Raw genomic sequence first — 25,732 nt, 5'->3', positions numbered from 1 at the left:
GCCGGGCAGGTCGATGATCACAGGTGCGGCACCTCGATCCGGCGGCCCTCGGCCGAGGAACGCAGGCCCAGCTCGGCCAGCTGCACGCCGCGCGCGCCCGAGGCGAAGTCGTTCGGGAACGGCGCGTCCTCGCACACGTGGCGGACGAACCCCTCCCACTGGATCTTGAAGCCGTTGTCGAAGTCGGCGTTGTCCGGCACGTCCTGCCAGCCCTCGCGGAAGCGGGCCGTGGCGGGCAGGTCGGGGTTCCAGACCGGCTTGGGGGTGGCTGCGCGGTGCTGGAAGCGACAGTTGCGCAGGCCCGCGACCGCGCTGCCGTGCGTGCCGTCCACCTGGAACTCCACCAGCTCGTCACGGTTGACGCGGACGGTCCAGGAGGAGTTGATCTGGGCGATCACGCCGCCGGCCAGCTCGAAGATCCCGTACGCGGCGTCGTCGGCGGTGGCCGCGTAGGTCTTGCCCTGCTCGTCGACCCGCTGGGGAACGTGCGTCACGGCCTTGGCGTAGACGGACTCGACACGGCCGAACAGGTTCTCCATCACGTAGTGCCAGTGCGGGAACATGTCGAGCACGATGCCGCCGCCGTCCTCGGCCCGGTAGTTCCACGACGGCCGCTGGGCCTCCTGCCAGTCGCCCTCGAACACCCAGTAGCCGAACTCGCCCCGGACTGAGAGGATCTGGCCGAAGAAGCCGCTGTCGATGAGCCGCTTCAGCTTGAGCAGGCCCGGCAGGAACAGCTTGTCCTGCACCACGCCGTTCTTGACACCCTTGGCCTTGGCCGCCTCCGCCAGCGCGACCGCCTCCTGAACGGACTCGGCCGTGGGCTTCTCGGCGTAGATGTGCTTGCCGCCCTCGATGGCCTTGAGGACCGCCTTCACCCTGGCGCTGGTGACCTGGGCGTCGAAGTAGATGAGGTTGTCGTCGTCGGACAGCGCCGAGTCGAGGTCCGTGGTGTAGCGGGAGATGTGGTGCTCGGCGGCGATCCGGGAAAGCTTGTCCGCGCTCCTGCCCACCAGGACCGGCCTGAGCTTGACCCGGCTGCCGTCGGACAGGACGACCCCGCCCTGCTCGTTGATGGCCAGGACCGATCGGACCAGATGCTGGCGGTAACCCATCCGGCCGGTGACGCCGTTCATCACGACGCCAATGGTGCGCACGCTCATGAGGATCCTTTCGCGGAAAGCGCTTTCCCGAACGGTAAGGCCGCCCCCGTGGGGGCGTCAAGTGGGCCGTACCTAGAGCTCGCCCTTGCTTTCCAGCCGGGCCAGCGCCTTGGCGAGCGGATGGGCGGTGAGGGAGAGCTGCCATTCGCGGGCGCCGAGCCCGCGCAGCCGGTCGGTCACGGTCTCGTCGGTGATCTCCACCGGCGGCTCCCAGGTGAGTCTGCGGACCGCGTCGGGCTGCAGGAGATTCTCCGTCGGCATCCGATGCTCGTCGGCGAGCGCGGCCACGACGGCGCGCGCCGCGGCCAGCCGCTTGGCCGCCGCAGGATCGCGGTCGGCCCAGCGGTTGGCCGGGGGCGGCCCGTCGCCGGGCGTGCTCGGCTGCGGCAGCTGGGACTCGGGCAGCCCGCGCGCCCTGCTGACCGCGGCCAGCCAGTCGGTCATGTGCCGGCGCGCGCTGCGACCGGTGAACGCCGAGATCTCGGTGAGCGCCTTCTTGGTGCGCGGCACCTCCAACGCGGCCGTGACGATCGCCGAGTCGGGCAGCACCCGGCCGGGCGCCAGGTCGCTCTCCTGGGCGATGCGGTCGCGCATGGTCCACAGCTCCCGCACGATCGCCAGCGCCCGCATGTTGCGCACCTTGTGGATGCCCGACGTACGCCGCCACGGATCGGAGCGGGGCACCGGCGGCGGGGTGTTGAGCACGGCGGCGAACTCCTCGCGCGCCCACTCCAGCTTGCCGCTCTCCACCAGCTCGCCGTGGAGCACGTCGCGGAGCTCGACCAGCACCTCGACGTCGAGCGCCGCGTAGCGCAGCCAGTCTTCGGGCAACGGCCTGGTCGACCAGTCGGCCGCCGAGTGGCCCTTCTCCAGCCGCAGCCCCAGCACGGTCTCGACCATCGTGCCGAGCCCCACCCGCTCGTAGCCGAGCAACCGGCCCGCCAGCTCGGTGTCGAACATGTCACGCGGCCTGAACCCGACCTCCAGCAGGCACGCCAGGTCCTGCGACGCGGCGTGCAGCACGATCTCCGCGCCCGAGACGGCCTCGTCCAGCTCCGACAGGTCGGGGCAGGCGATCGGGTCGATCAGCGCGCTGCCCGCGCCCGCCCGGCGCAGCTGCACCAGGTACGCGCGGTTGCCGTAGCGGTAGCCGGAGGCCCGCTCGGCGTCGACGGCCACGGGACCAGAGCCCGCCCGGAAGGCCGCGACGACGCGCGCCAAAGAGGCGCCGTCTTCGACGACCGCCGGGATGCCCTCGCGTGGCTCCAGCAGTGGGACGACGGTTCGTTCTTCTGTCATGAGATCACCGTTCTCATGACGCTTGTGCGGTATTGACTGGTGCCCTCACTTCGTACGGTCACTCTCCGGATCTTCACGTCGGCGTGGCATGGCGGCCACGTCGGGAGGGAGCGGCGGGATCCCCGCCGCCAGGCACATGAGGTCACACCAGGCTGCGACATGGCCGGAGAGATCCTCATGCGCGGGCGACCAGGACGCCCTCAGCTCTAGCTCGGTGGTGACCGGGTCTTCGGCCTTGTTGCCGAATCCCTCGGACACGGCTCTAGTCACGGTACCGCCAGCGGCGGAGTAGTCGGCCTGATGAGCCTCTAGCGCTTCGGTGAGCCAGCTCCACGCGACGGGGCCGAGCAGGGGGTCGGAGGTGATCTCCGGCTCCATGTCGGCCCTGACATAGGCGACCAGCCGGAACGGACCCTCCCAACCGCGCTGGCCGTCGGGGTCGAAGAGCAGGATCAGCCTGCCGACCGCGAGTTCGTCGTCCTCGCGGTAGACCGAGGCGCCGATCGCGGCCGAGAAGGGGGCCAGCCGCTGGGGCGCGGGCAGGTCTTCGAGCTCGATCTCCGGCCTGACCTCGGCCTGGCGCAGGCTGTCGACCGCACGCCTGAAGGAGGCGGGGGCCGGCGGCTGCTCACCGAGGGTCATAGCCGAAGCGTAGGTCGAAGACGGGCGGAAGGGGACCACGGGGGTGCTCATAGTTCGCGATCAAACCGATGCCATAGCCAGCTGACGGACCGGCAGGGTGATCCCGCCCAGGACGATCGCGTGGCCGCAGTCGACACAGGCCCACTCCGGACACTCGCCCGGCTCGTGCCCATCGAGACACGGAGGCTGCTCGAACAGCCGCATGCCGGCGCAGGGAGCGCAGTGCTCACTGCGGTGTTCTGGGGAACCCCACAACGCGGTCATCGCACCGGAGCCTTTCTTCGGGTCGTCGCTCCGACGTTGGCACGGCACGCTGACAATTCGCCGCAACGCGCTCGGCGTGTCCCGAAAGTGGATGCTGAATCGATGCCGCGCGGTGGCTTGGCCAACTTTTGGTCCAGACGAGACCGGCTTTCTGGTCGCCCATGGGGTGTGTTCGACCCGTGTGGGGCGCCGATGCCGAGCCGACCGGTAAACATCCATCTGGCTATCTGATCATGATTTTGGTCATTCAATGCATACTTTTCCGACACGTCGCGCCGGTGAACGGACCGGCACGAGGTCATGGGACCCTTGAGAGGTGAATCTCGCCGACTCAGCGTTCCTTCGCGCCTGCCGCCGTCAGCCCGCACCGCACACCCCCGTCTGGTACATGCGGCAGGCCGGGCGGTCGCTGCCCGAATACCTGAAGGTTCGCGAGGGCGTGCCCATGCTGACCGCGTGCGCGACACCCGACCTCATCGTCGAGATCACCCTGCAACCCGTCCGCCGCTATGGCGTCGACGCGGCCATCTTCTTCAGCGACATCGTCGTGCCGCTCAAGGCCATCGGCATCGACCTCGACATCAAGCCGGGAGTCGGCCCGGTCGTGGCCGACCCCATCCGCGACGCCGCCGGAATCGACGCGCTGCGCCCGCTGGAGCCCGGCGACGTCCCCTACGTGAGCGAGGCGATCCAGGCACTGACCGGCGAGCTGGGCGCCACGCCGCTGATCGGCTTCGCGGGCGCGCCCTTCACGCTCGGCTCCTACCTCATCGAGGGCGGGCCGTCCAAGAACCACGACCGCACCAAGGCCATGATGTACGCCGAGCCCGCGCTGTGGCACGCGCTGATGGACCGGCTCAGCGCCATCGTCCTGGAGCACCTGCGCATCCAGGTCCGGGCCGGGGCGTCGGCCGTCCAGCTGTTCGACTCGTGGGTGGGGGCGGTGGCCCCCGAGGACTACCGCGAGTTCGTCCTGCCCCACACCCGCCGCATCTTCGACGGCCTGGCCGACCTCGACGTGCCGCGCATCCACTTCGGCGTGGGCACCGGCGAACTGCTGGGCCTGCTCGGCGAGGCCGGGGCCGACGTGGTGGGCGTCGACTGGCGGGTGCCGCTCGACGAGGCCGCCCGCCGCGTGGGGCCGGGCAAGGCGCTGCAGGGCAACCTCGACCCCGCCATCCTGCTGGCCCCGTGGGAGGTCGTCGAGCGCAAGGCGCGCGAGGTGCTGCGCCGGGGCGAGGCGGCCGAGGGCCACGTGTTCAACCTCGGCCACGGCGTGCTGCCCTCGACCGACCCCGACCAGCTCATGCGGCTCACCGATCTGGTTCACGGAGCCTGAGTTCCAGCTCGGGCTCGTTCACGAAGCCTGAGTCTCCACGGGGGTCGCCGCTGCTGGGCGGGCCGGGCGGCGCCGCCGTGCCAGGACGACCGTCAGAACGATCACCGGCACGACCACGATCATCCAGGGCAACAGCACCCCGACGACCGTCAGCGCGACCTTCACGGCCCCGACCAGGCCCCTCCAGCCCGACTTCAGGCCGCCGAGGAAGCCTGCGGGCTCCTCAGACGGCTCGTTCACGACCGCGACGGGGCCGACCAGCCGGAGCGTGAGCGTGGCCATGCCGACCTGGGTGGCCAGCTCCTTCTGCTGTGACTGCAGCGACTCCAGGTCCGCCTCGCGGTCGGAGATCTCCCGCTCGACCTGCAGCACCTGGCCGATCGTGTCGGCCTTCTTCAGCAGCGTACGCAGCGAGTCGAGCGCCTGCTGCGCCGACTTCAACCGGCTGTTGACGTCGGCCACCTGCAGCGTGACGTCCTGGGTGCCCTGCTGGACCGACAGCTGCTTGCCCAGGTTCTTGCCGAGCGCGGCGAGCACCTCGCCGTAGCGGGCGGGCGGGATCTTGAACTCCAGCAGGGCGCTGGCCTCGCTGCCCTCGGCCGAGTTCGACTCCTCTTTCGACAGGTAGCCGCCGGCCGTGGTGACGATCTGCTTGGCCTGGAGCGCCGCTCCCGTGACCTCCTTGGCGCGTACGGTCATGCTCGCCGTGTAGATGACCTGGCGGTCCTGCTGGGTGACCTTGACCTTCGAGGCGATGTTCTCGACGGACTTGGGGGCTTTTCGTTGCGGGGTGGAGGCGCTGTCCTGGGCGGCCTTCGACTCTGTCTGGCCGGACGCCGCTTCAGGCGCCACCGCCGGGGCCCCGGCCTGGCTGGACTGAATGTTCGACTGGCCACCGCCGCAGCCGGACAGGACCAGGATCGCGCAGGCGGCTGATAACGCGACGCCGTACCGGAATCTCTCCATGCACCTAAGACGGGCGGTGGCTCCGGCGGGTTTGACCACGGGCGTCACGGTCAGGTCACATGCTTGATCCAAAAGTGGGTTCCCCCGGGGGGCTGGGCGAGCGCCACAGACGGTAGCGTCGGGAGGCGTGGCAGGGAAACAAGCGCACGTGGTCGTCATCGGGGGCGGGATCTCCGGCCTGGCCGCGGCGTGGCACCTCAGACAGGGCGCGGGCGAGCGCGTGAAGGTGACCGTGCTGGAGGGCAGCCCGCGCATCGGCGGCAAGCTGCTCGTCTCCGAGGTCGCGGGCATCGACGTCGACGCCGGCGCGGAGTCCATGCTGGCCAGACGGCCCGAGGGCAAGGAGCTGGCCAAGGCCGTCGGGCTCGGCGACGACCTGGTGGACCCCGGCACCACCCGCGCCGCCGTCTACAGCAGGGGCGCGCTGCGGCCGATGCCCAAGGGGCAGGTCATGGGTGTGCCCGCCGACCTGATGGAGCTGGTCAGATCCGGCATCGTGTCGCCCGGCGGGCTGGCGCGCGTGCCGCTGGACCAGATCCTGCCCCCCACGCTGGTACGCACCGACGTCTCCGTCGCCTCCTACATCAGGGCCAGGATGGGCGGCGAGGTGCTCGAGCGGCTGGTCGACCCGCTGCTCGGCGGCGTCTACGCGGGCCGGGCCGAACGGCTGTCGCTGGAGGCCACGATGCCGGCGATCGCCGCCGCCGCGCGCTCCGAGCGTTCGCTGCTCGCGGCGGCCAGGCAGATCGTGGAGGAGGCGCCCCGCGACGCGGGACCCGTCTTCACCTCGCTCAGGACCGGGATCGGCAGCCTGCCGGATGCGGTCGCCAAGGCGTCGGGCGCCGACATCAGGACCGGTGTGACCGTACGCGAGCTGCACCGGACCGAGCACGGCTGGCGGCTCGTGACCGGCCCCGTGCCGCGCCCCGAGGTCATCGAGGCCGACGCGGTGATCGTCGCCGCGCCGGGGCCCGCCGCCGCCAGGCTGCTGCGCGCCGAGGCGCCCAAGGCGGCGATCGAGCTGGACCGCATCGACTACGCCAGCATGGCCATCGTCACCCTCGCCTACGCCGTCGACGCCTTCCCCACACCGCCGACGGGCAGCGGCTACCTCGTCCCGCCGGTCGAGCGGCGGCCGGTCAAGGCGGTGACGTTCAGCTCGGTCAAGTGGCCGCACCTGGCCGGCGATCTGGTGGTGGTGCGCTGCTCCATCGGCCGGATCGGCGAGGAGCAACTGCTCCAGCGCGACGACTCCGAACTCGTCTCCCTGGCCACGGCCGAGATGGGCGACGTCATGAGCGTACGCGGGCTGCCGGTCGACACCCGGGTCTCGCGCTGGGGCGGGGCGCTGCCGCAGTACGACGTCGGCCACCTCGACCGGGTGGCCCGGATCCGCGCGGCGGTCGCCGTACAGCCCGGACTGGCGGTGTGCGGGGCGGCCTACGACGGGCTCGGCATCCCCGCGTGCGTCTCCACGGCCCGCACGGCGGCGGCCCGAATTCTGGACCACCTCTCGCCGGAAGGACAATGGACCCATGACTGAGGGCGCACCGCGGCCGAAGGCCCGCGATCTGAACCAGGTGATCCGCTACACGATGTGGTCGGTCTTCAAGGCCACCGACCCCTGCCCCGCCAACCGTGACAGCATGACCGGCGAGGTCACTGAGCTGCTCGAACAGGCGGCGCTGAAAGACGTTGTGACCCGCGGCCTCTATGACGTGGCGGGGTTCCGGGCCGACGCCGACTACATGTTCTGGTGGCACGCGCCGACGGCCGAGGACCTCCAGGACGTCTACTCCCGTTTCCGCCGCACCGCGCTCGGCCGCCACAGCGCGCCGGTCTGGTCGGCGATGGCGCTGCACCGGCCGGCCGAGTTCAACAAGTCCCACATCCCGGCCTTCCTGGCCGAGGAGGAGCCGCGCGCGTACGTCAGCGTCTACCCGTTCGTCCGTTCGCTGGAGTGGTACCTCCTCGACGACGCCGAGCGGCGCTCGATGCTGGCCGAGCACGGTCACATGGCGCGTGACTACCCGGATGTCCGCGCCAACACGGTGTCCTGCTTCGCCCTGAACGACTACGAGTGGATGCTCGCCTTCGAGGCCGACGAACTGCACCGGATCGTCGACCTGATGCGCCACCTGCGGGGCGCCAAGGCCCGCGAGCACACGCGCATCGAGGTCCCCTTCTACACGGGCGTGCGCAAGCCCGTTCAGGAGCTCATCGCGGCGCTTCCGTAACACCAACCTCCCTGTTCACAGGCGCCCCATGTTGGGGATCCAACTGAATTGATCTACCGCTTCTTGCCACAATCGTGGGAATCCCTTACCTGTGCGGGGCCGAGGGTGTCACGTTCCAAGGGGGCGGGCCGGGTGCGGCGGTCGGAAGGGCACACCTCTGGGCGACACGCGGCGGATCGTGATGATCTACGGATCAAGCCGGGACGGCAGCGGTCGGACGCGCCTGCGCTGGGATGGGGGCGGTCCGATGCGCCTCCGTCGGGTCGAGAGCGGTCCGACACACCTGCGTCGGGTGGGGAGTGGTTCGACGCGCCTCCGTCAGGACGGGGGCGGTCCGATGCGCCTTCGCCGGGTCGGGAGTGGTTCGACGCGTCTTTGCCGGGCCGCCCGGAGCGACGCGGGGAGGCCCGGCAAGCGCCCGGCCACGGGTCGCCGGGGAGCTCGCCGCGCAGGTCACGGCATGTCGGGCGGCGGCGTCGTACGAAGGCTCGGCGGCCGTGGGTCTTGGGGTTGTCGGCGGGGGCGTTGGTGCTGGCAGGAGCGACCTTGGGGCTGCTGGGCACGGACGACCTGTTCGCCGGTCCACTCGCTGGCCCGCTCGCCGGTGGCCTGACGGCCCGATCGGACGCGAGCGGAGGTGCGGACACCCGTGCGGCCGCGGACCCGAGCCCGCGTGAGGGTACGAGCTCAGGTGCGCACAGGGGAGCGGGAAAGCATGGCCAGGCCCTCGCGGAGGGCGGCGCGACCCGCATCCCGATGAGCGTCACCCCCACCCCACTGGGCGGAGGCGCGCAACGTTCAGGCGGTTCGACGCACGACACCCCGGCCTCGAAGGCCCCTCCGGCCGGCGCCACGCCGGGCTCCGTGACGGGGAGCGACCCCCAGGCCGAAGCGCCCGCGGACAGCGGCACCGTGGATCCGTCGGCCGTCGATTCGTGGCTCGGAGATTCGTCGACCGGGGACGACGGGTCCGACTACAAGGCGGATGGTCCCTCGATGCACACCGACCAGAAGGCGGCCGAATACTTCCGCACGCACTGGCCCGCGGACGACAAGGCATCCAAACGCCTCAAGGACATCCGCACCATAGGCGGATATCTCCGCCTATACACCGACCTTCCAGAGTCGGCCGGAAATTCCAGCCAAGCCATCACGCTGTGCGAACGCGGCCTGCAGTACCTGAGGGAGAGCGGCGAGACGAACCCGATCATCTTCGTCCAGGCCAAGTTCGGTGAGAACGGCAACCCGGTCCTGGCCAACATCCTCGGCCCCACCGACAAGACCTGCCGCGTCACCCACCCCGAACCCGACTAATGCGACGCCCATGAACGCTCGCCGGGTATCCGTTCTTCCGCCCTCCTTTGGAGGGGGCGTCTCTGCCTTGGGGGCCTCGGCCGTGATGGGCAGGTGTCTCTCCCCTGGGACCTCTGCCACGACGGGCGGTGTTCCATCTCACCCCCGGAGGCGTTTGTCTCCCCAGGGACCCCAGCTACGACGGACCGTCACAAGAGACTGAAACGGTCGCGTGACGAAGCCCCGCCCAGGGAACCATTGCTGGGTGACCCGGCCATCCCCACCAGGAAGACGATCGACTCGCGGCCGGTTGGGAATTACAACGAATTCGGTAGCGAGCGAGGGGCCTTCATCTGAATGGTGGCGCGGAGACCCGGTCCTTCAGGGCTAGGAGGAAGCGCCACCCCTCCTCTCGAAAACAGTATGGAAAGACTCTGTCACGTTCGGTTGCATGTGCGGTGGGTGATGATCCTGTGACAGGAGGTGTGCGATGGCGATCCGCCGCTCCGCCACCAAACGCCACGGCCTGCCCACCATCGTGCAACTGCGGCTCATGCCCGCCCCGGCTCAGGCTGAGGCGCTGGCCGCAGCGGTGCTGTTGTGCAATCAGGCGGCGACCGTCGTCTCCCGGCTGGCCTGGCAGCACCGCACTTTCGCTGTGGTGGAGTTGCATCGGCTGGCCTACTACGAGGTGCGCGGGCAGGTGGCCGGGCTGGGCGCGCAAGCGGCCGTGCGGGCGATCGCCCGGGTCGCCGGCGCCTACGCCAACCGGCGCGCCAGCAAGAAACGCGCCCACATCTTCCGCGCCCACGGCGCCGTCCCCTACGATGCCCGTCTGATGAGCTTCAACCGTGACGCCCGCATCGTGTCGCTGTGGACCCCCACCGGCCGCGTCACCGTCCCCTACACCGGCCGACCAGAAGACCTCAAAGCCATCGAGGCGCTGCCGATGGGGGAGGCCGACCTGATCTACCGTCGCGGCCGGTGGCTGCTGCAGGTCGCGCTCACCCTGCCCACACCGGCGGTGCGTGAGCCGGTCGGCGGCTTCGTCGGGGTGGATCAAGGAGTGGCGAACCTGGCGGTCACCTCCGACGGCGCGGTGCTGCCCGGCCCAACACTGCCGGGGCCGATCGGCGGCAACGGCCATGTCCGCACCCTGCGCGAGCGGCGGCACCGCCAACGCCGCCGGTTGCAGGCGAAGGGCACGTCTGCGGCTCGGCGGGTGCTGCGCCGTCTGTCGGGTCGTGAGCACCGGATGATGACCGACCTCAACCACCAAATCTCGACGTTTGTGGTGCGTGAAGCCGAACGCACCGGCCGCGGCATCGCCCTGGAAGACCTGCAGGGCATCCGCAGCCGGGTAAGGGCTCACCGGCTCCAGCGGCGCACCCTGCACAGCTGGGCGTTCGCCCAGCAGATCACCTTCACCCGCTACAAGGCCGCCCGAGCCGGGATCGCCTTCGTCCTGGTCGACCCCGCCTACACCTCCCAGGCCTGTCCAGAATGCGGGCACATCAGCAGGGCGAATCGACCCGCGCGGGGACGGTTCGTCTGCACCAGGTGTGGCCTCGCTGGGCACGCCGACCACATCGCAGCCCGCAACATCGCCACACGCGGCATAGCGGGCTGGGCTGCCATCAACCAGCCACACGCTACCGGCCTCCCCTCACCCAGACGGGACCGCGAGAGCAAACCCCCAGCTTCAGCTGGTGGTAGTTGATATGAGCGAGATCAAGCGGGCACTGGTGATGGGCGGCGGCGGGGTCGCCGGGATCGCGTGGACCACCGGCGTGCTGGCCGCCCTGGCCGCCGGGGGAGTGGACGTGGCCGCCTCCGCCGACAAGGTCATCGGCACCTCGGCGGGATCCGTCGTCGCCGCGCAGGTCACCAGCGGTCTGTCGCTGCCCGGCCTCCTCGAACGCCAGACCGACCCCGCCCTCCAGGCACCCGAACTCCCGAGTGGCGTCCCCCTGGACCAGGTGTGGGCGACCATGCAGGAGGTCTACGAAAGCACGGAGGACCCGGCCGAGCAGCGGCGCAGGTTCGGCGCGCTGGCCCTGGCCGCCGACACCGTCGGCGAGCCCGAACGCCGCCGGGTGATCGAGGGGCGCCTGCCCGTCCACACCTGGCCGGAACGCGACCTCGTGATCGTGGCCGTGGACGCGGTCACGGGCGAGCCCGCCCTGTTCGGGCCCGGCTCGGGCGTGGCGCTGGTCGACGCGGTCGCGGCGAGCTGCGCGATTCCGGTCATCTGGCCGCCGGTGACGATCGACGGCGTGCGTTACATCGACGGCGGCATGCGCTCGATGACCAACGCCGACCTCGCCTCCGGGTACGACCGGATCCTCATCCTCGCCCCGATGCCCGAGCTCGCCTCCGAGCCCGCGGTGACAGGCGGGAAGGTCGAGGTGATCGAGCCCGACGAGGCGTCACAGGCGGCGGTCGGCGCCGACCCTCTCGACCCCGCCGTGCGGGGCGCCAGCGCCGAGGCCGGCTACGCCCAGGGCACCGCCCTCGTCGCCCGCGTCGGCGCGCTATGGACATGACCGTCCGCCTCGCCGCCCTGTGGGCACGACCGCCTGCGTCGCAGCGTCGCGGACATGACCGCCTTCGTCGGCCGCGTCGCCGCGCTGCGGACATGACCGAACTCGTGCTCGTCCCTGGCCGCCGGGAGAGCTAGCGCACGCGTGTGCGGGTCTTGAAGCACACTTCGCACCGCTGGGTCACGACGCGGCCGATGGCCTCGATCGTGTGCCAGCGGTGACGAAGATGAACAAGATTCACAGCGGAGTACTTACCCGCTCCACGCGCTCGATACGCGGTGTCGCCGGTCGTTCACGCGCTGGGTTCGAGCCGCAAGGACACGGAGTTGATGCAATAACGGTCGTCCGTGGGCGTGGCGTACCCCTCGCCGTGGAAGACGTGCCCCAGATGAGAGTCGCACCGCGCGCAGCGCACCTCGGTACGCACCATGCCGTGGCTGGCGTCCTCGATCAGCCGCACCGCGTCCGAATCCGACGGCTGGAAGAAGCTCGGCCACCCGCAGTGCGACTCGAACTTCGTGTCCGACCGGAACAACTCGGCCCCGCACGCCCGGCAGGAGTAGACGCCCTCGGTCTTGGTGTCGACGTACTCGCCGGTAAACGGACGCTCGGTGCCCGCCTCCCTGAGGACGTGGAACTCGTCGGGAGAGAGCTGGATCCGCCACTCGGCATCGCTCTTGACCACCTTTTCCATGCTTCCAGCGTACGAGATCCGGCAAAAAGAGATCTCCGTTGGGTGAAGCATCCCTTCTGGGGCCAATCTGCGTCTTTGACGACAAGGGGGTGTCATCACCTCCTGCCCAGAGGTGAGATCACTCGCCGGATCGCCTGCGCGGCACAGCCCACGCCCGTGCTGGCGCCGCCGGCGATCCGAAGACCGGCCGGGTGGCGCGCCAGCGCCCGGAACGGTGGCGAGTGATCTTTTGGTCCGTCCCGTCGAGCGCCGGTCCCGCCACCGCGCCCGCTCCGGGCCGGACCACCTCACATCAACATCATTGGTCTCTTTACGGCAAGCACGGTCAGCCCCGGTCGCCGCAAGGGGCGGGGCATGGGCCAGCCGTCCGGTTCCGTGGGCGCGCGTAGGGCGTCACCGAGATGTGGTCGAACGTACCGGCACGAACGGCATCACGGCAGCGTGCCCTGGAGCAAGTTTCCCGAGCTGAGCACCGCCGTGTCATCTCGCTTTTAAGGCTTTTTGGGAGACCCCACGGGCCGGGCGCCGCACTGCGTGCCGTTGGCCCGCTGGACTCGCCGAGCCCACGCACCGGCCGGGCGCCTCAGCAAACGTCCGCCAAGCCACCGGCCCAACTCGCTTGACGCTCGCCCTTCGGGTGCCACGCATTGGGCGGGCGGCTTGGCTTCCGTCGCCCAGATTTACGCCAAACCGAGCAGTGATTCCGCCGCTCTCATCGCAGTGACATTCCCGGCGACATCATGGACTCGCACGACCCGCGCGCCCTGATGAACGCACATCGTGTTCGCCGCGATCGTTCCCGCCTTCAGTGCTTCGCTGTCTCGTGCTACCCCGAGGCTTTCCCGAATGAAATGCTTGTTGCTGCACGCCACGAGTACGGGATATCCGAGCGCCGCGATCTCTCCCAGGCGGCGGGTTATCGTGTTCGAGTGCTCGGTGTTCTTGTTCAGGTCGTGCCCCGGATCGATGAAGATCTTCTCCGGTTTGATGCCATGTCCAACCGCGGCGTCCGCCCGTTCGCGAAGGAATTCCGTCACCTCGCTGACGACATCCCCATATTGGGGGCTCGCCACCACCTCTCCCGGCCCGCCGATGCTGTGGGTAATGACAACGCTCATCCCCGTCTCGGCGATAAGGCTCGCCATCCCCGGCGAACGGAGCCCGTTCGTGTCATTGATCACATCGGCACCCGCTTTGTAGGCCGCCTCCGCGACCTCCGGCAGGTGAGTGTCCACGCTGATCACGGCGTCGCTCTTCTCCCGAATGCCCTTGATCACCGGCACCACTCGGTCCATCTCTTCCGCCCCCGACAACGGTGGCTGATCAGAGCGGAACGCCCGGCCCCCTACGTCAAGCCATTCCGCGCCATCCCGTAGCGCCCGCTCCGCCGTCGCGATCGTCTCACCAAGCTCCATCGACCGATTCGGATCCAGGCCCGAGTTCGGCGTGCGATTCACAATGCCCATCACGACTATGTGTCGCGCTAGATTGAATTCTCGCCGTCCCACTCTCCGTATCGGCGCGATGAGCTTGGGGTGGTACATCTGCATTACGTTCAACTCCGTCTGAAATTAATGATCCAGCGCAGCGCCATGAAGGGGCTGATGGATCCCAGCCCGATCAAAACCACGTTGCCTGCTGCCAGCCCTTTCTTCATCGCTCGCCTCAGTCGCTACGTCACTCGCGGTCGTAGTCCAGCGCGGCCGGGTACCGTCCGTGGATCTCCACCACCATAACTTCAACATCGACCTTGAGCGACGGCCGAACTACGTGCGCGCCTCATCGTCAAATTTCCCTTATCAGGGCGGCTACACCGCTGCGCCGCGCGGACACGCGGCCTGGGGGCCGGTCTCACACCTTCGGCCGCACCGTCGCCGGCCGAACTCATACACCGCTCCCGTGGACGCGACCTGGGCGCCGCTACAACCCCTGCGGTACACGCGCGGCACCATACCGCAGAGGTTTACCTCGCTGGCGTGGCCGGACGCGGTACGTCACCGGCATACCGGGCCGACCGGCCTGTCCCGTGTACGGCGAAAGTGAGACAAGGACCGCGCGGCCGTACGGCGAACGTTTAGGCGATCTTCATCCGTCGGGTTGACGCCCTGATTTCCGACTCTTTCTATAAATGGTCCCGGCACTCTCGGGATGTGGCGTGCGGGCATCGGGACGGCACCCGTCCTCTGGCGCGGCGGAACCGACGAGTACTCCGCGCACTTTCGCAGATCCTCTGGAGGGCCCGATGCGCCGTTCCCCCCGCGGGGCAGTTCTCGCCGTGGTCATGTCGCTGCTGGCCGGTACGTTCGGTCCCCCGGGAACCGCGAGCGCCGCGGTGGCGGCCAGGGGCGAACCGCCGGCACAGAGCGAGCCGGCACAGAGCGAGCCGGCACAGAGCGAACGGGAGGCCCTGGACCAGGCCCGGAGCCAGAAACAGCACGTCGAGGTGCTGTCCCTGCGTACGGAGAACCGCCAGGTGTTCGCCAACCCCGACGGCTCGTTCACCTCGGAGACCTCGGCCCTGCCCGAGCGGGTACGGCGGGGCGCCGGCTGGGCCGACGTCGACCCGACGCTGGTCTTCGCGGCGGACAGCACTGTGCGGACCGTGGCGACCCCGCTGGAGATGACCTTCTCCGGCGGCGGGACGACCGCGCTGGCCACCATCGGGACGGGCGGGCGTTCGGTCGCGATGACCTGGCCGGGGACCTTGCCGAAGCCGGTGCTCGAGGGGGGCACCGCGACATACGGCGAGGTGCTGCCAGGCGTCGATCTGAAGGTGACCGCGTCGGTAACCGGCTTCTCCGAGGTACTCGTCGTCAAGAACAAGGCCGCCGCCGCCGACCCCGCGCTGGCGAAGCTCACCTTCGGCATGCGCTCGAACGGGCTGGCCGTGCGCGAGACGGCGACCGGTGGCCTGAGCGCCGTGACCGAGACGGGGACGGAGCTGTTCCACGCGCCCCCGCCCCGCATGTGGGACTCCTCAGGTACAGCTTCCGGGCCGTCGCCGCTGGTGGCCGGGCCGAAACGGGAGGGCCGGCAGGCGGTCATGGCTGTGGACGTGACCCGGGACCGTATCGCGATCACGCCGGACAAGAGCCTGCTCACCGGGCCCGGCACGACGTATCCGGTGTACATCGACCCGCAGTGGTCGGGATCCAAGCTGGCCTGGACGTATGTCGACAAGTCCTATCCCGCTCAGGAGTACTGGAACTCCAGCCACATGGCGGAAGCGGGTGACTACGGCGGCGGGGTCAAACGGTCGTTCTTCCGGATGGACTCCAACAACGTCAACGGCAAGCACATCCTCAAGGCGACGTTCCGGATCACGCAGATCAAGTCCTGGGGCTGTACCTCCGACCCGCAGGCCGTGCAGCTCTGGCTGACCGGCGGCATCTCCAAGTCGACGAACTGGAGTCACCAGCCGTCCTGGGCCGACTGGCAGGACAGCGTCTCCTCCGACGCCGGTTACAGCTCTTCCTGCCCGGACAAGGGCATCGAGTTCAACGTGACCGGCGCGATCGTCAAGGCCGCCAAGTCGGGCTGGTCGAACACGACGTTCGGGCTGAAGGACTACGACGACACCGGCAGCAGCGTGTGGGGGTGGAAGGGCTTCAGCTCCTCGCCGAAGCTCGTCATCGACTACAACACCCCGCCGTCGGCGCCTTCGGGCGTGGGCACCTATCCGGCGACGCCCTGCGTCACGGGAGCCGCCCGGCCGGCGGTCAACGCCGGTGACGTGGAGAACCCGCTCCAGCTGAAGGCCCGGATCTACGACCCGGACAAGGCGAACGACGGGGTGCGGGCGGAGTTCGTCATGCACCGCTACAACGCGGGCACCGGCGCGTGGGACGACATCACCTCGACGCTGCCCGGCGGCGGGAAGACCGCCTACAAGTACACCACCTCGGCGACCGACCACTCCATCAAGCTGGCCAAGCTGGTCACCGGGCAGAGCTACTCCTATCGGGTGAAGGCCTACGACGGCACCGACTCCAGCGGGTGGAGCAAGTGGTGTGAGTTCACGGTCGACACGGTGGACCCGGCCAAGCTGCCGAAGGTGAGTTCGGCCGACTATCCAGCCGGCACCCCTGACGACTGGCAGGGCGGCGTGGGCTGGGCGGGCGGCTTCACGCTGGCTCCCGGTGACGGCGAGAGCGACGTGACGGCCTTCAGGTACGCGATCGATGATCCGGCCGAGGCCACCCCCGCGACCCAGGTGTCGATCCCGGCGGGCCAGACCTCCGCCAACGTGCGGGTCGCGCCCCGCCACGACTGGCTGAACGCTCTGTACGTCTACCCGGTCGACCGGGCGGGCAACGTCGGCAAGACCCCGGCCGTCTACTCCTTCTACGTCAAGGCCGGATTCGACCCGGTGGGGCACTGGCGGATGGACGAGGGCGGCGGATTCACGGCCGGTGACTCCTCGGCGACGCCGCACCCGGTGACGTTCGCCGGCGGCGCGAGCTGGGCCGGGGGCCGCGTGGCCGGTGGGGTGCACTTCGACGGCGCCACCGGCTACGGCAGCACGGACGGCCCGGTGGTGCACACCAACAGGAGCATGAGCGTGGCGGCCTGGGTGCTGCTGTCGGACAAGAGCAAGAACTCCACCGTGGCCAGCCAGTCCGCCACTTACTCCTCGGGCTTCCAGCTCTACTATTCCTCCGGCTACAAGCGGTGGATCTTCAACAAGTACAACGCCGACACCGGTAACGAGTCCATCGTCCGCGCGGTGAGCGACACCGAACCGGTGACCGGCATCTGGACGCACCTGGTCGGCGTGTGGGACGCGCCGCACCGGCAGCTTCGCCTGTACGTCAACGGGATGCTCCAGTCGGCGCCCGCCGCCTTCCCCTACACCCCTTGGGACGCCACCGGCGCGCTGCAGGTTGGACGCACCCAGTGGCACAACACCTTCATCGAGAACTTCGCCGGTGACATCGACGAGCTGAAGGTGTGGAACCGGGAGCTGTCCGACGACCCGCGCACGGTCAACGACCCCGCGCTCGGCAACGAGATCGCCGCCATGGCCAAGCAGCCGCCCATCCAGCGTGGCTGGTGGAAGCTGGAGGAGGGCACCGGCACCACTGCGGCCAACTCCTCCGACGGCCGCTGGCCCGCGACGCTCGGCGGAGCCGCCGCATGGTCCGACGACGGCTTCGACGGCGGCGGCGCGCTGAGCCTCGACGGCGCCACCGGCTACGCGGCCACGCCGTCGGCCCCGATCCGTACCGACCACAGCTACGCGGTGACGGCATGGGTACGTCTGGCCGGCGACGACACCTGCGTGCTGCCCGATCACGTGATGACCGCCCTCAGCCAGGACGGCACCCGCAACAGCGGCTTCTACCTCGGCTACCGGATCTTCACCGAGAACGGCGTCAAGGTGCCCCGCTGGTCGTTCTCCACGACCCCCGCCGACAACGACAGCTCGGGTATGACGCACGCCACCTCGGCCGAGCCGATCGACTGCTCGGTGCTCAGCACCTGGACGCATCTGGCCGGGGTGTACGACGAACCCGCCAAGCAGGTCCGGCTCTACGTCAACGGACAGCTCACCGACCAGCGTCCCGTGACCGGCGCCTGGGCGGCCGGCGCGCTGCAGATCGGACGGGGCAAGTACCGGGGCGCCGCGGTCGACTTCTTCGGCGGAGACGTGGACGACGTCCGCGCCTACACCGGCACCCTGACCGACCGCCAGGTGATCAACATCGCGATGAACCTGCCCATCGACGGCTGACCGTCCCATGCTCGCGAACCTTCGGAGGAGAGCCGTGCTCGGTTCGAGACGAGGCTTACCCCATCTCGCCGCAATCCTGGCCGTCGTGGTGCCGGCCACGTTGATCAGCCCGATCGCCGCCCAGGCGACCGGCGACCCGGGCTGGCACCAAGCCCAGGAGCAGCATGCCGTGCCCGGCCATACCGTCAAGGCACGCGGGCCCTTGACGGACCCTGGGGCCAGGTACGACCTGAAGGGGGCGCCGGCCGTGTCCTGGCCGGCGCCAGGCACGGCGATGGTGAAGCTGCCGGCGCCGGCGGACGGCACACCCCCTGGCGTCACGAACAAGGCGACACCGGACGCCGCGCGGCAGGCGACGACACCCGCGACGACTCCCGCGACGACTCCCGCGACGACTCCCGCGACGACTCCCGCGACGGCGACCGTGCCGGGCGGTGCCGGGAGGGTGCGGGCCGGGGGACTGCCGATCTGGCTGGGCCCGGCCACGCCGCTCTCCCAGGAGAACGGCAAGGTAGCGGCCGACGTCGCCCTTCCCGAGGTCCAGGTACGGACGCTGGACGCGCCAACGGCAGGCAGGTCGCGGATCAACGGGCTCGGCATCCGGCTCACGCCCCAGAGCACGCCGTCCGCCACGGCTCGCCTGGCCGTCGAGGTGGACTATTCGGGCTTCCGGTACGCCTTCGGCGGCGACTGGGGCTCGCGGTTACGCCTGGTCAAGCTGCCGGTATGCGCGGCCACCACGCCAGAGCGGCCCGAGTGTCAGACGCGTACACCGCTCCCCACGCGCAACGACGTCAAGACGGGCCGGCTGGCCGCCGACGTCGCCCTGGCGGCGGGCGCGACCACTGTGGCGGCCGAGGCCGCGCCGTCCGGTCCGGCGGGCAGCTACGAGGCGACGTCCCTGTCGCCGTCGGCGACCTGGAGCGTGAGCAACCAGAGTGGCGCGTTCTCCTGGTCCTACCCCCTGCGCCTGCCGCCGACCCCGGGCGGGCCGACGCCCAATATCGGGTTCGCGTACTCCTCGGGGAGCATCGACGGCCGGACGGTCGCCACCAACAACCAGGCGTCCTGGATCGGCGAAGGTTTCGACTACTGGCCCGGTTTCATCGAGCGCCGCTACAAGGCGTGCGCCGACGATGGCGTGACGCCCAAACGCAACGACCAGTGCTGGGGCAACTTCAACGCCACTTTGTCCCTGAACGGCCAGGCGACCGAGCTGGTCCTAGACGACGCGACCAATACCTGGCAGCCGAAGGAGGACGACGGCTCCAAGGTCGAGAAGCTGTCGGGCGCCGACAACGGTGACAACGACGGTGAGTACTGGCGGGTCACCACTCCCGACGGCACGCAGTACTACTTCGGCCAGAACCACCTACCCGGCTGGTCGAGCGGCAAGGCGGAGACCCGGTCGACGTGGACGGTCCCGGTGTTCGGCGACGACGACGGCGAGCCCTGCCACAAGGACTCCTTCTCCGACTCTTGGTGCCGGCAGGCGTGGCGGTGGAACCTCGACTACGTCGTGGACCCGCATGGCACGGTCAGCACCTTCTGGTACGGCCAGGAAGGCAACTACTACCGCCGCGACGTCACCACCCTGACCGACGGCGTCCCGAACGGCACCCCCACCTCCTATGACCGGGGCGGCTACCTCAAGCGCATCGACTACGGGCAGCGCTCGGACGCGATCTTCTCCTCCTCGGCCCCGGCCCAGGTCGCCTTCGACGTCAAGGAGCGGTGCATTCCGACGTCGTCCTTCGACTGCGCGGCCGACAAGTTCACCAAGGACAACGCCAAGTACTGGCCGGATGTCCCCTATGACCAGAACTGCGACTCCGGTGAGAAGTGCATCGACAAGTACTCGCCGACCTTCTGGACGCGCAAGCGGCTGGCCGCCGTCACCACGCGGGTGCTGTCGGGCGGCTCGTACAAGGACGTCGACACCTGGACCCTCGACCAGCAGATGCGCGCGCCCGGCGACGGCACGGCGGCGGCGCTGTGGCTGGCCGGGATCCAGCACACCGGGAAGTTCGGCGGGACGGCGTCCCTGCCGCCGGTGAGGTTCGCCGGTGTGCAGCGGCCCAACCGGGTCGACGCCCTGGAGGGACGGCCGCCGCTGACCAAGTGGCGCATCTCCGCCATCGACAACGAGACCGGTGGCGCCCTGTCCATCACCTACTCCGACGAGGACTGCAAGGCCGGGAACACCCCCGAGCCGGACGCCAACACCCGCCGCTGCTACCCGCAGTACTGGTCCCCGGAAGGCGCCACCTCGCCGAAGATCGACTGGTTCCACAAGTACGTGGTCACCCAGGTCCAGCAGATCGACCGGACCGGCGGCGCGCCCGACGTGCTGGAGACCTACGAATACCTCGGCGGCGGCGCCTGGCATCACGATGACGACGACGGGCTGACCAAGGAGAAGTACAAGACCTGGTCGCAGTGGCGCGGCTACGGCAAGGTGCGGGTGCTGCGCGGTGCCCCAGGGGAGCAGCGGTCCAAGGCCGAGTTCACCTACTTCCGCGGCATGGACGGCGACGAACTGTCCGGCGGCGGCACCCGCGACGTCAAGGTCACCGACTCCGAGGGCACCGCCGTCGACGACGCCGAGCCGCTGCAGGGCCAGGTCCGCGAGGAGATCCGCTACGACGGTCCGGCCGGGGCCGCCATGACGGGCACGATCAGCGGCTACTGGACCAAGCAGACGGCCAAGCGGGTCCGTTCCTGGGGTACCACCACGGCGACCATGGTGCGGGGAGACAAGGTACGTTCCCGCACCGCGCTGGCCGCCGGCGGGTGGCGGCGCACCACGACCGACACCGACTTCAACGCCGACGGCCTGCCCACCCAGGTCAGCGATCTCGGCGACGACGCCACCGCCGACGACGACAGCTGCGTGCGTACCACCTACGCCCGCGACGCCGCCCGATGGCTGCTCTCCTACGCCACCCGAGTGGAGACGGTGACCAAGGCGTGCGCCGCCACGCCCGACCGTCCCGACGACGTGGTCTCCGACGTGCGCAAGTACTACGACGGCAAGGCGTACGGCGTGGCCCCGTCCAAGGGCGACGTGACCAGGACCGAGAAGCTCGGCTCATGGAACGGCGGCCCGCAGTACGTCACCGCCGGCTCCACCACCTTCGACCTCTACGGCCGGCCGCTGGTGGTCACCGATCCCAACGGCACCACGACCAAGACCTCCTACACCCCGGCCACCGGGCTGGTCACCGCCAAGCAGGAGACCAACGCGCTCGGCCACGTCACCACGACCGAGATCGAGCCGGCCCTGGGACTGGCCACCGCGACCAGCGACGCCAACGGAAGGCGCGCCGAGCTGGTCTACGACCCGCTCGGCCGGTTGACCGGCGTCTGGCTGCCCGGCCACGCGAAGGCGACGTACCCGTCGGCCCCGAACATGAAGTTCGGTTACCAGATCCGCACCGACGGGCCGACCACTGTCTCGACCTCGACGCTGCGTGACGACGGCACCACTTACACCACCGGCTACGCGCTCTATGACGGTCTGCTGCGCGCCCGTCAGACCCAGCAACCGGCCCCCGGTGGTGGCCGGATCGTGGGCGACACCCTGTACGACACCCGCGGGCTGGTCTACAAGACCAATGAGGACTACTACACCGAAGGGTCGGCGGGCAGCACGCTGTGGGTCCCGGCCAGCGACGACGACGTCCCCGGACAGAACGTCACCGTCTACGACGGCATGGAGTGGGCCACCGCGCAGATCTTCCGCAAGCGCGGCAGCGAGCAGTGGCGCACCACCACGATCTACGGCGGCGACCGCATCAGCGTCGATCCGCCCGCCGGCTCCACCCCCACGACCAAGATCGTCAACGCGCAGGGCGAGACCACCGAGGTCCGGCAGTACAAGGGCGACGGCCCGACCGGCGACTACGACGCCACCAAGTACACCTATACGCGCGCCGGGCAGCCCGCCACCATCACCGACACGGCGGGCAACGCCTGGACCTACCACTACGACCTGCGCGGCCGCATGACCCAGGTCGACGATCCCGACAAGGGCCCCGCGACGCTCACCTACGACGACAAGAGCGACCTGCTCAAGACGGTCACCGACGCGCGCGGCTCCAGCCTGTTCTTCACCTACGACGCCCTCGGCCGCAAGACCGCCGAGTACGCGGGCACCTCCGCCGCCGGCACCAAGCTCGCCGAGTGGACGTTCGACACGCTGCCCGACGGCACCTCGGTCAAGGGCCAGCCGATCTCCGCCACCCGCTACGTCAAGAACGCCACCACCGGCGCGCTGGACGCCTACACCAGCGCGGTGACCGGCTACGACAACGCATACCGGCCCACCGGCACCCAGACCGTGATCCCGGCCGCCGAGGGCGGGCTGGCCGGCACGTACAAGACCACGACCGACTACAACCCCGACGGCACCGTCCACCGCGCCGTGCTGCCCGCCGCCGGGGGCCTGCTCGGCGAGACGATGCTGTACGGCTACGACGACCTCGGCAACCCGACCACCATGCGCGGCCTGACCAACTACGTCACCTCGACGACGTACGGCAAGCTCGGCCAGGTCCTCGACATGACGATGAGCACGGGGCTGAAGCGGGTCAAGCAGACCAACTTCTACGAGGAGGGCACCAACCGGCTCACCCGCTCCCTCTATGAGAGAGAAACCGCGCCCATCTCCGTCGCGGACACCAACTACACCTACGATCCATCGGGCAACATCACCAAGATCGCCGACACACCGTCCGGACAGACGCCCGACGTGCAGTGCTTCCAGCAGGACTACCTGCAGCGTCTGACCGACGCCTGGACGTCGACCAACGACTGCGCCACCGGACCCTCCCAGGGCATCGTCGGCGGACCGGCGCCGTACTGGCAGTCCTTCAAGTACGACGTCGTCAGCAACCGTACTCAGGAGGTCGACCACCAGGCGACGGGCGACCTCACCAAGACCTACACCTACGCGGGCGCCGGCAAGCCGCAGCCGCACACGCTGACCTCCGTCGCCTACAAGGGCGGCACGCGTGACGGCGAGATCGACACCTATACCTATGACAAGGCCGGCAACACCACCGAACGCGGTTCAGGACGCTTGCTGGAGTGGGACGTCGAGGGCCACCTGGCGAAGTCGACCGACCCCTCCGGCGTCAGCACGTACCTCTATGACGCCAACGGCGAGCGGCTGATCCGCCGCGACCCATCTTCCACCACCCTGTACGTCGCCGGCATGGAGATCCGGCTCGACAGCAAGACCGGCGCCAAGAGCGCGACCCGCTACTACACCTACGCCGGTGAGACCATCGCCACCCGGACCAACAAGGGTGTGACCTGGCTCGGCGCGGACCACCACGGCAGCGCGGACACCTCGATCGCCGACACCGACACCCAGATGGCGACCCGCCGCCGCTTCACCCCGTTCGGGCAGGAACGCGGCACCCCTCCGTCGTCCTGGCCGGGCCAGCAAGGCTATGTAGGCGGCATCATCGACGAGGCCACGGCGCTCACTCACCTCGGCGCCCGCGAATACGACGCCGAGACGGGCCGCTTCATCTCCGTCGACCCGCTGTTCAACGCGGGTGATCCGCAGAGCTGGAACGGTTACACCTACTCGGACAACAACCCCGTCAACATCAGCGACCCCACCGGACTGGACGGACCGCTGACCGGAGACACCAACTGCTACTACTCCGGAAAGTGCGGCGGCGGGGGCGGCGGGGGCGGGGGCGGCGGTGGTGGTGGGGGTGGCGGCGGTGGCGCCTACCCGCCGCCGCCTCCTCCGAGCAACCCGCCCCACTGCGGCCGCTGGAGCTTCGGCTGCAAGGCGAAGAACTTCTGGAACCAGCACAAGGCCACCATCGTCAACGTCACGGTCGCGATCGTCGTCACGGCCGGATGCGAGGTGGCCACGGGAGGCGTCGGCAGCATCGGCTGCGCCGCCGCCGGAGGAGCGGCCGGCAACCTGGCGGGCTACCTGGTCTCGACGCCCCGTGACGAGTGGAGCGCCGGAGGCGCGGTCAAGGCCGCCACGGTCGGAGCCGTCACGGGCGCGGTAGGCGGCGCGGTCGGCAAGGGAGTGGGCGCGGCACTCGGCAAGCTCGCCACCACGGCGACGGGCAGGACCGTCGCGGGGGCGGTGGGCAAGGCGGCAGGAAAGGCCAAGGCCGCCCTGGGACGTGGCGGCGGCGCGGCGGCGGAGGACGCCGGAGCGGCAGGCGGCGCCGCGGGACGCACCGCCGGCAAGGCGGCAGGCAGACCCAAGGCGTCCTCTGGAGGCCGCCCGAGCTGCAACAGCTTCATCGCCGGCACCATGGTCAAGCTCGCCGACGGCACGTCCAAGGCGATAGAGAAGATCAAGCCCGGTGACAAGGTCCTCGCCACCGACCCGATCACGGGCAAGACCGCACCGAAACCGGTTCTCGCCGCCTTCTCGGGCGTCGGCTACCTCAGCCTGATCCAGATCACGGTCGACACCGACGGCAAGAAGGGCGACGCCACCGGCGTCATCCTCGCCACCGAACACCACTTGTTCTGGGACACCAAGGACCGCGCCTGGGTCCGCGCGGACCAGCTCACCAAGGCCGACCACCTCCGCACTCCCAACGGCACGGCCGTGTCCGTCGTCGGCACCAACCGGCAGCAGCGCCACCCCACCGTGTTCGACCTCACCGTCGCAGACGTTCACGCCTACTATGTAGTCGCCGGGGAAGCCCCAGTCCTGGTTCACAATACGAGCGGATGCTTCACATTCCGGAGCCCCAATCCGAATCACCCGCCCAACCAGGCGGCGATGCAGGCAATGCGGAAGCAGCCGATCGACGACTGTGCCGTGGACTGCTCTGACATCGCACAAAATCTTCTCGAGGCCGCAGGTGGTAACGGCAAGATAGTCGCGTTCCGCGGGCCGGGTGAAACGCTGGTTACGCCGGAGGGCAATGGCACGGTCGAATACACCTTCCATCATGTCTACACTGACGGGAAGTATGCCTATGACCCCCGGCTCAGCGCTGAGGCGATTCCATGGGGTGACTATATGAAAACCATGAAGTCGCTCAATCCAGGTCTCAGGTACGGTCCGCCAGGGTTCGACGGGCCTTTCTCATGATCGACTCCACGGATGTGCTCGACGCCTTGAGGGCACACGGGACCGTGCAATGGGCAAGAATTTCCATCGGACGCGATCCACTGGACTCGCTCGTGCGGGTGCCGATGATCTCGTGGCGTTATGCTGACCGCCGGGATTTCCTGCGGGAGAGGATCCTGCTGGCCGTCGGCTCATTCACGGGAAACGTTGAATGGCGGGCGGAGCTGTCCGGCAAGAATTGGGTGCTGTTGCCAGAGCGGCTGGATCGGGAATTCAAGCGGGCCCCGGCGGGATACACGGGCGTCTTGTCGGATCTCAAGCACTCCGATCAAACCTTTTGCCTCCGCGCGACAGAGGACCTCGAGATTCTGCTGGACAAGATCAAAAGGATCGAGAGTGCCTGATCGGCTTCCAGGGTGGCGGAGGTTTCTGGGAACCGGTGGCCCCGGCTCGGCCGTTCCACGCGGGCGGTCGTGCCGTCACGTC

Annotated in this window: 15 protein-coding genes; 9 read left to right on the top strand and 6 right to left on the bottom strand. The window is 69.3% G+C overall.

The window, feature by feature from the left end; translation table 11 throughout:
- Window positions 1-17: 17 nt before the first annotated feature.
- The 3 genes from AB0J16_RS38150 to AB0J16_RS38140 all read right to left on the bottom strand — a co-directional run bounded on the left by AB0J16_RS38150 (window position 18) and on the right by AB0J16_RS38140 (window position 3,104).
- Complete coding sequence (locus tag AB0J16_RS38150) at window positions 18-1,163, bottom strand: Gfo/Idh/MocA family oxidoreductase (RefSeq protein ID WP_358549049.1); 1,146 nt, start codon at window positions 1,161-1,163, stop codon at window positions 18-20.
- A gap of 72 nt (window positions 1,164-1,235) precedes the next feature.
- Window positions 1,236-2,462 carry a ribonuclease D gene (locus AB0J16_RS38145; RefSeq protein ID WP_358549046.1) on the bottom strand — a complete coding sequence of 409 codons (1,227 nt, stop codon included), beginning with the start codon at window positions 2,460-2,462 and terminating at the stop codon, window positions 1,236-1,238.
- Between the two features lie 45 nt (window positions 2,463-2,507).
- Window positions 2,508-3,104 (bottom strand): DUF3000 domain-containing protein, encoded by a 597-nt coding sequence (locus AB0J16_RS38140; protein ID WP_225289305.1) that lies wholly within the window; start codon window positions 3,102-3,104, stop codon window positions 2,508-2,510.
- Between the two features lie 580 nt (window positions 3,105-3,684).
- On the opposite strand from AB0J16_RS38140, the gene hemE reads away from it, so the two are divergent.
- Complete coding sequence (hemE, locus tag AB0J16_RS38135) at window positions 3,685-4,707, top strand: uroporphyrinogen decarboxylase (protein WP_358549043.1); 1,023 nt, start codon at window positions 3,685-3,687, stop codon at window positions 4,705-4,707.
- Between the two features lie 18 nt (window positions 4,708-4,725).
- Here hemE and AB0J16_RS38130 read toward each other — a convergent pair whose 3' ends face one another.
- Complete coding sequence (locus tag AB0J16_RS38130) at window positions 4,726-5,673, bottom strand: DUF4349 domain-containing protein (RefSeq protein ID WP_358549040.1); 948 nt, start codon at window positions 5,671-5,673, stop codon at window positions 4,726-4,728.
- 127 nt (window positions 5,674-5,800) lie between these two features.
- Here AB0J16_RS38130 and hemG point away from each other — a divergent pair, with 127 nt between their 5' ends.
- The 5 genes from hemG (at window position 5,801) to AB0J16_RS38105 (ending at window position 11,749) form a co-directional block, all read left to right on the top strand.
- Entirely contained in the window at window positions 5,801-7,216 is a 1,416-nt protein-coding gene (hemG, locus tag AB0J16_RS38125) for a protoporphyrinogen oxidase (RefSeq protein WP_358549037.1), read from the top strand.
- The gene (hemQ, locus tag AB0J16_RS38120; protein WP_358549034.1) at window positions 7,209-7,910 is read left to right on the top strand and encodes a hydrogen peroxide-dependent heme synthase; all 702 of its coding nucleotides are present in this window, start codon (window positions 7,209-7,211) and stop codon (window positions 7,908-7,910) included. Before hemG ends, hemQ begins: the two co-directional genes overlap by 8 nt.
- 546 nt (window positions 7,911-8,456) lie before the next feature.
- The gene (locus AB0J16_RS38115; RefSeq protein ID WP_358549032.1) at window positions 8,457-9,224 is read left to right on the top strand and encodes a hypothetical protein; all 768 of its coding nucleotides are present in this window, start codon (window positions 8,457-8,459) and stop codon (window positions 9,222-9,224) included.
- 469 nt (window positions 9,225-9,693) lie between these two features.
- Entirely contained in the window at window positions 9,694-10,923 is a 1,230-nt protein-coding gene (locus tag AB0J16_RS38110; protein WP_358549029.1) for a transposase, read from the top strand.
- 1 nt (window position 10,924) lies between these two features.
- Window positions 10,925-11,749 (top strand): patatin-like phospholipase family protein, encoded by an 825-nt coding sequence (locus AB0J16_RS38105; RefSeq protein ID WP_358549026.1) that lies wholly within the window; start codon window positions 10,925-10,927, stop codon window positions 11,747-11,749.
- 289 nt (window positions 11,750-12,038) lie between these two features.
- Here the strand turns inward: AB0J16_RS38105 and msrB are convergent, their stop codons facing one another.
- Window positions 12,039-12,440 carry a peptide-methionine (R)-S-oxide reductase MsrB gene (gene msrB, locus AB0J16_RS38100; protein WP_225289313.1) on the bottom strand — a complete coding sequence of 134 codons (402 nt, stop codon included), beginning with the start codon at window positions 12,438-12,440 and terminating at the stop codon, window positions 12,039-12,041.
- 680 nt (window positions 12,441-13,120) lie between these two features.
- The gene (folP, locus tag AB0J16_RS38095; RefSeq protein ID WP_358549024.1) at window positions 13,121-13,906 is read right to left on the bottom strand and encodes a dihydropteroate synthase; all 786 of its coding nucleotides are present in this window, start codon (window positions 13,904-13,906) and stop codon (window positions 13,121-13,123) included.
- A 776-nt stretch (window positions 13,907-14,682) separates the two neighbouring features.
- Here folP and AB0J16_RS38090 point away from each other — a divergent pair.
- The 3 genes from AB0J16_RS38090 to AB0J16_RS38080 are packed head-to-tail and all read left to right on the top strand — an operon-like array spanning window position 14,683 to window position 25,650.
- A complete protein-coding gene (locus AB0J16_RS38090) occupies window positions 14,683-18,174 on the top strand; it encodes a LamG-like jellyroll fold domain-containing protein (protein WP_358549021.1) in 3,492 nt (1,163 codons plus the stop codon).
- 34 nt (window positions 18,175-18,208) lie between these two features.
- Window positions 18,209-25,267: a polymorphic toxin-type HINT domain-containing protein gene (locus AB0J16_RS38085; RefSeq protein ID WP_358549018.1), complete on the top strand. Its 7,059-nt coding sequence runs from the start codon at window positions 18,209-18,211 to the stop codon at window positions 25,265-25,267.
- Window positions 25,264-25,650: a hypothetical protein gene (locus AB0J16_RS38080; RefSeq protein ID WP_358549015.1), complete on the top strand. Its 387-nt coding sequence runs from the start codon at window positions 25,264-25,266 to the stop codon at window positions 25,648-25,650. The genes AB0J16_RS38085 and AB0J16_RS38080 overlap by 4 nt, the downstream gene beginning before the upstream one ends.
- Window positions 25,651-25,732 lie beyond the last annotated feature (82 nt).

Source organism: Nonomuraea sp. NPDC049750 (assembly GCF_040659625.1).
Lineage (GTDB): Bacteria > Actinomycetota > Actinomycetes > Streptosporangiales > Streptosporangiaceae > Nonomuraea.
This window is presented reverse-complemented; position numbering and strand designations above follow the sequence as displayed.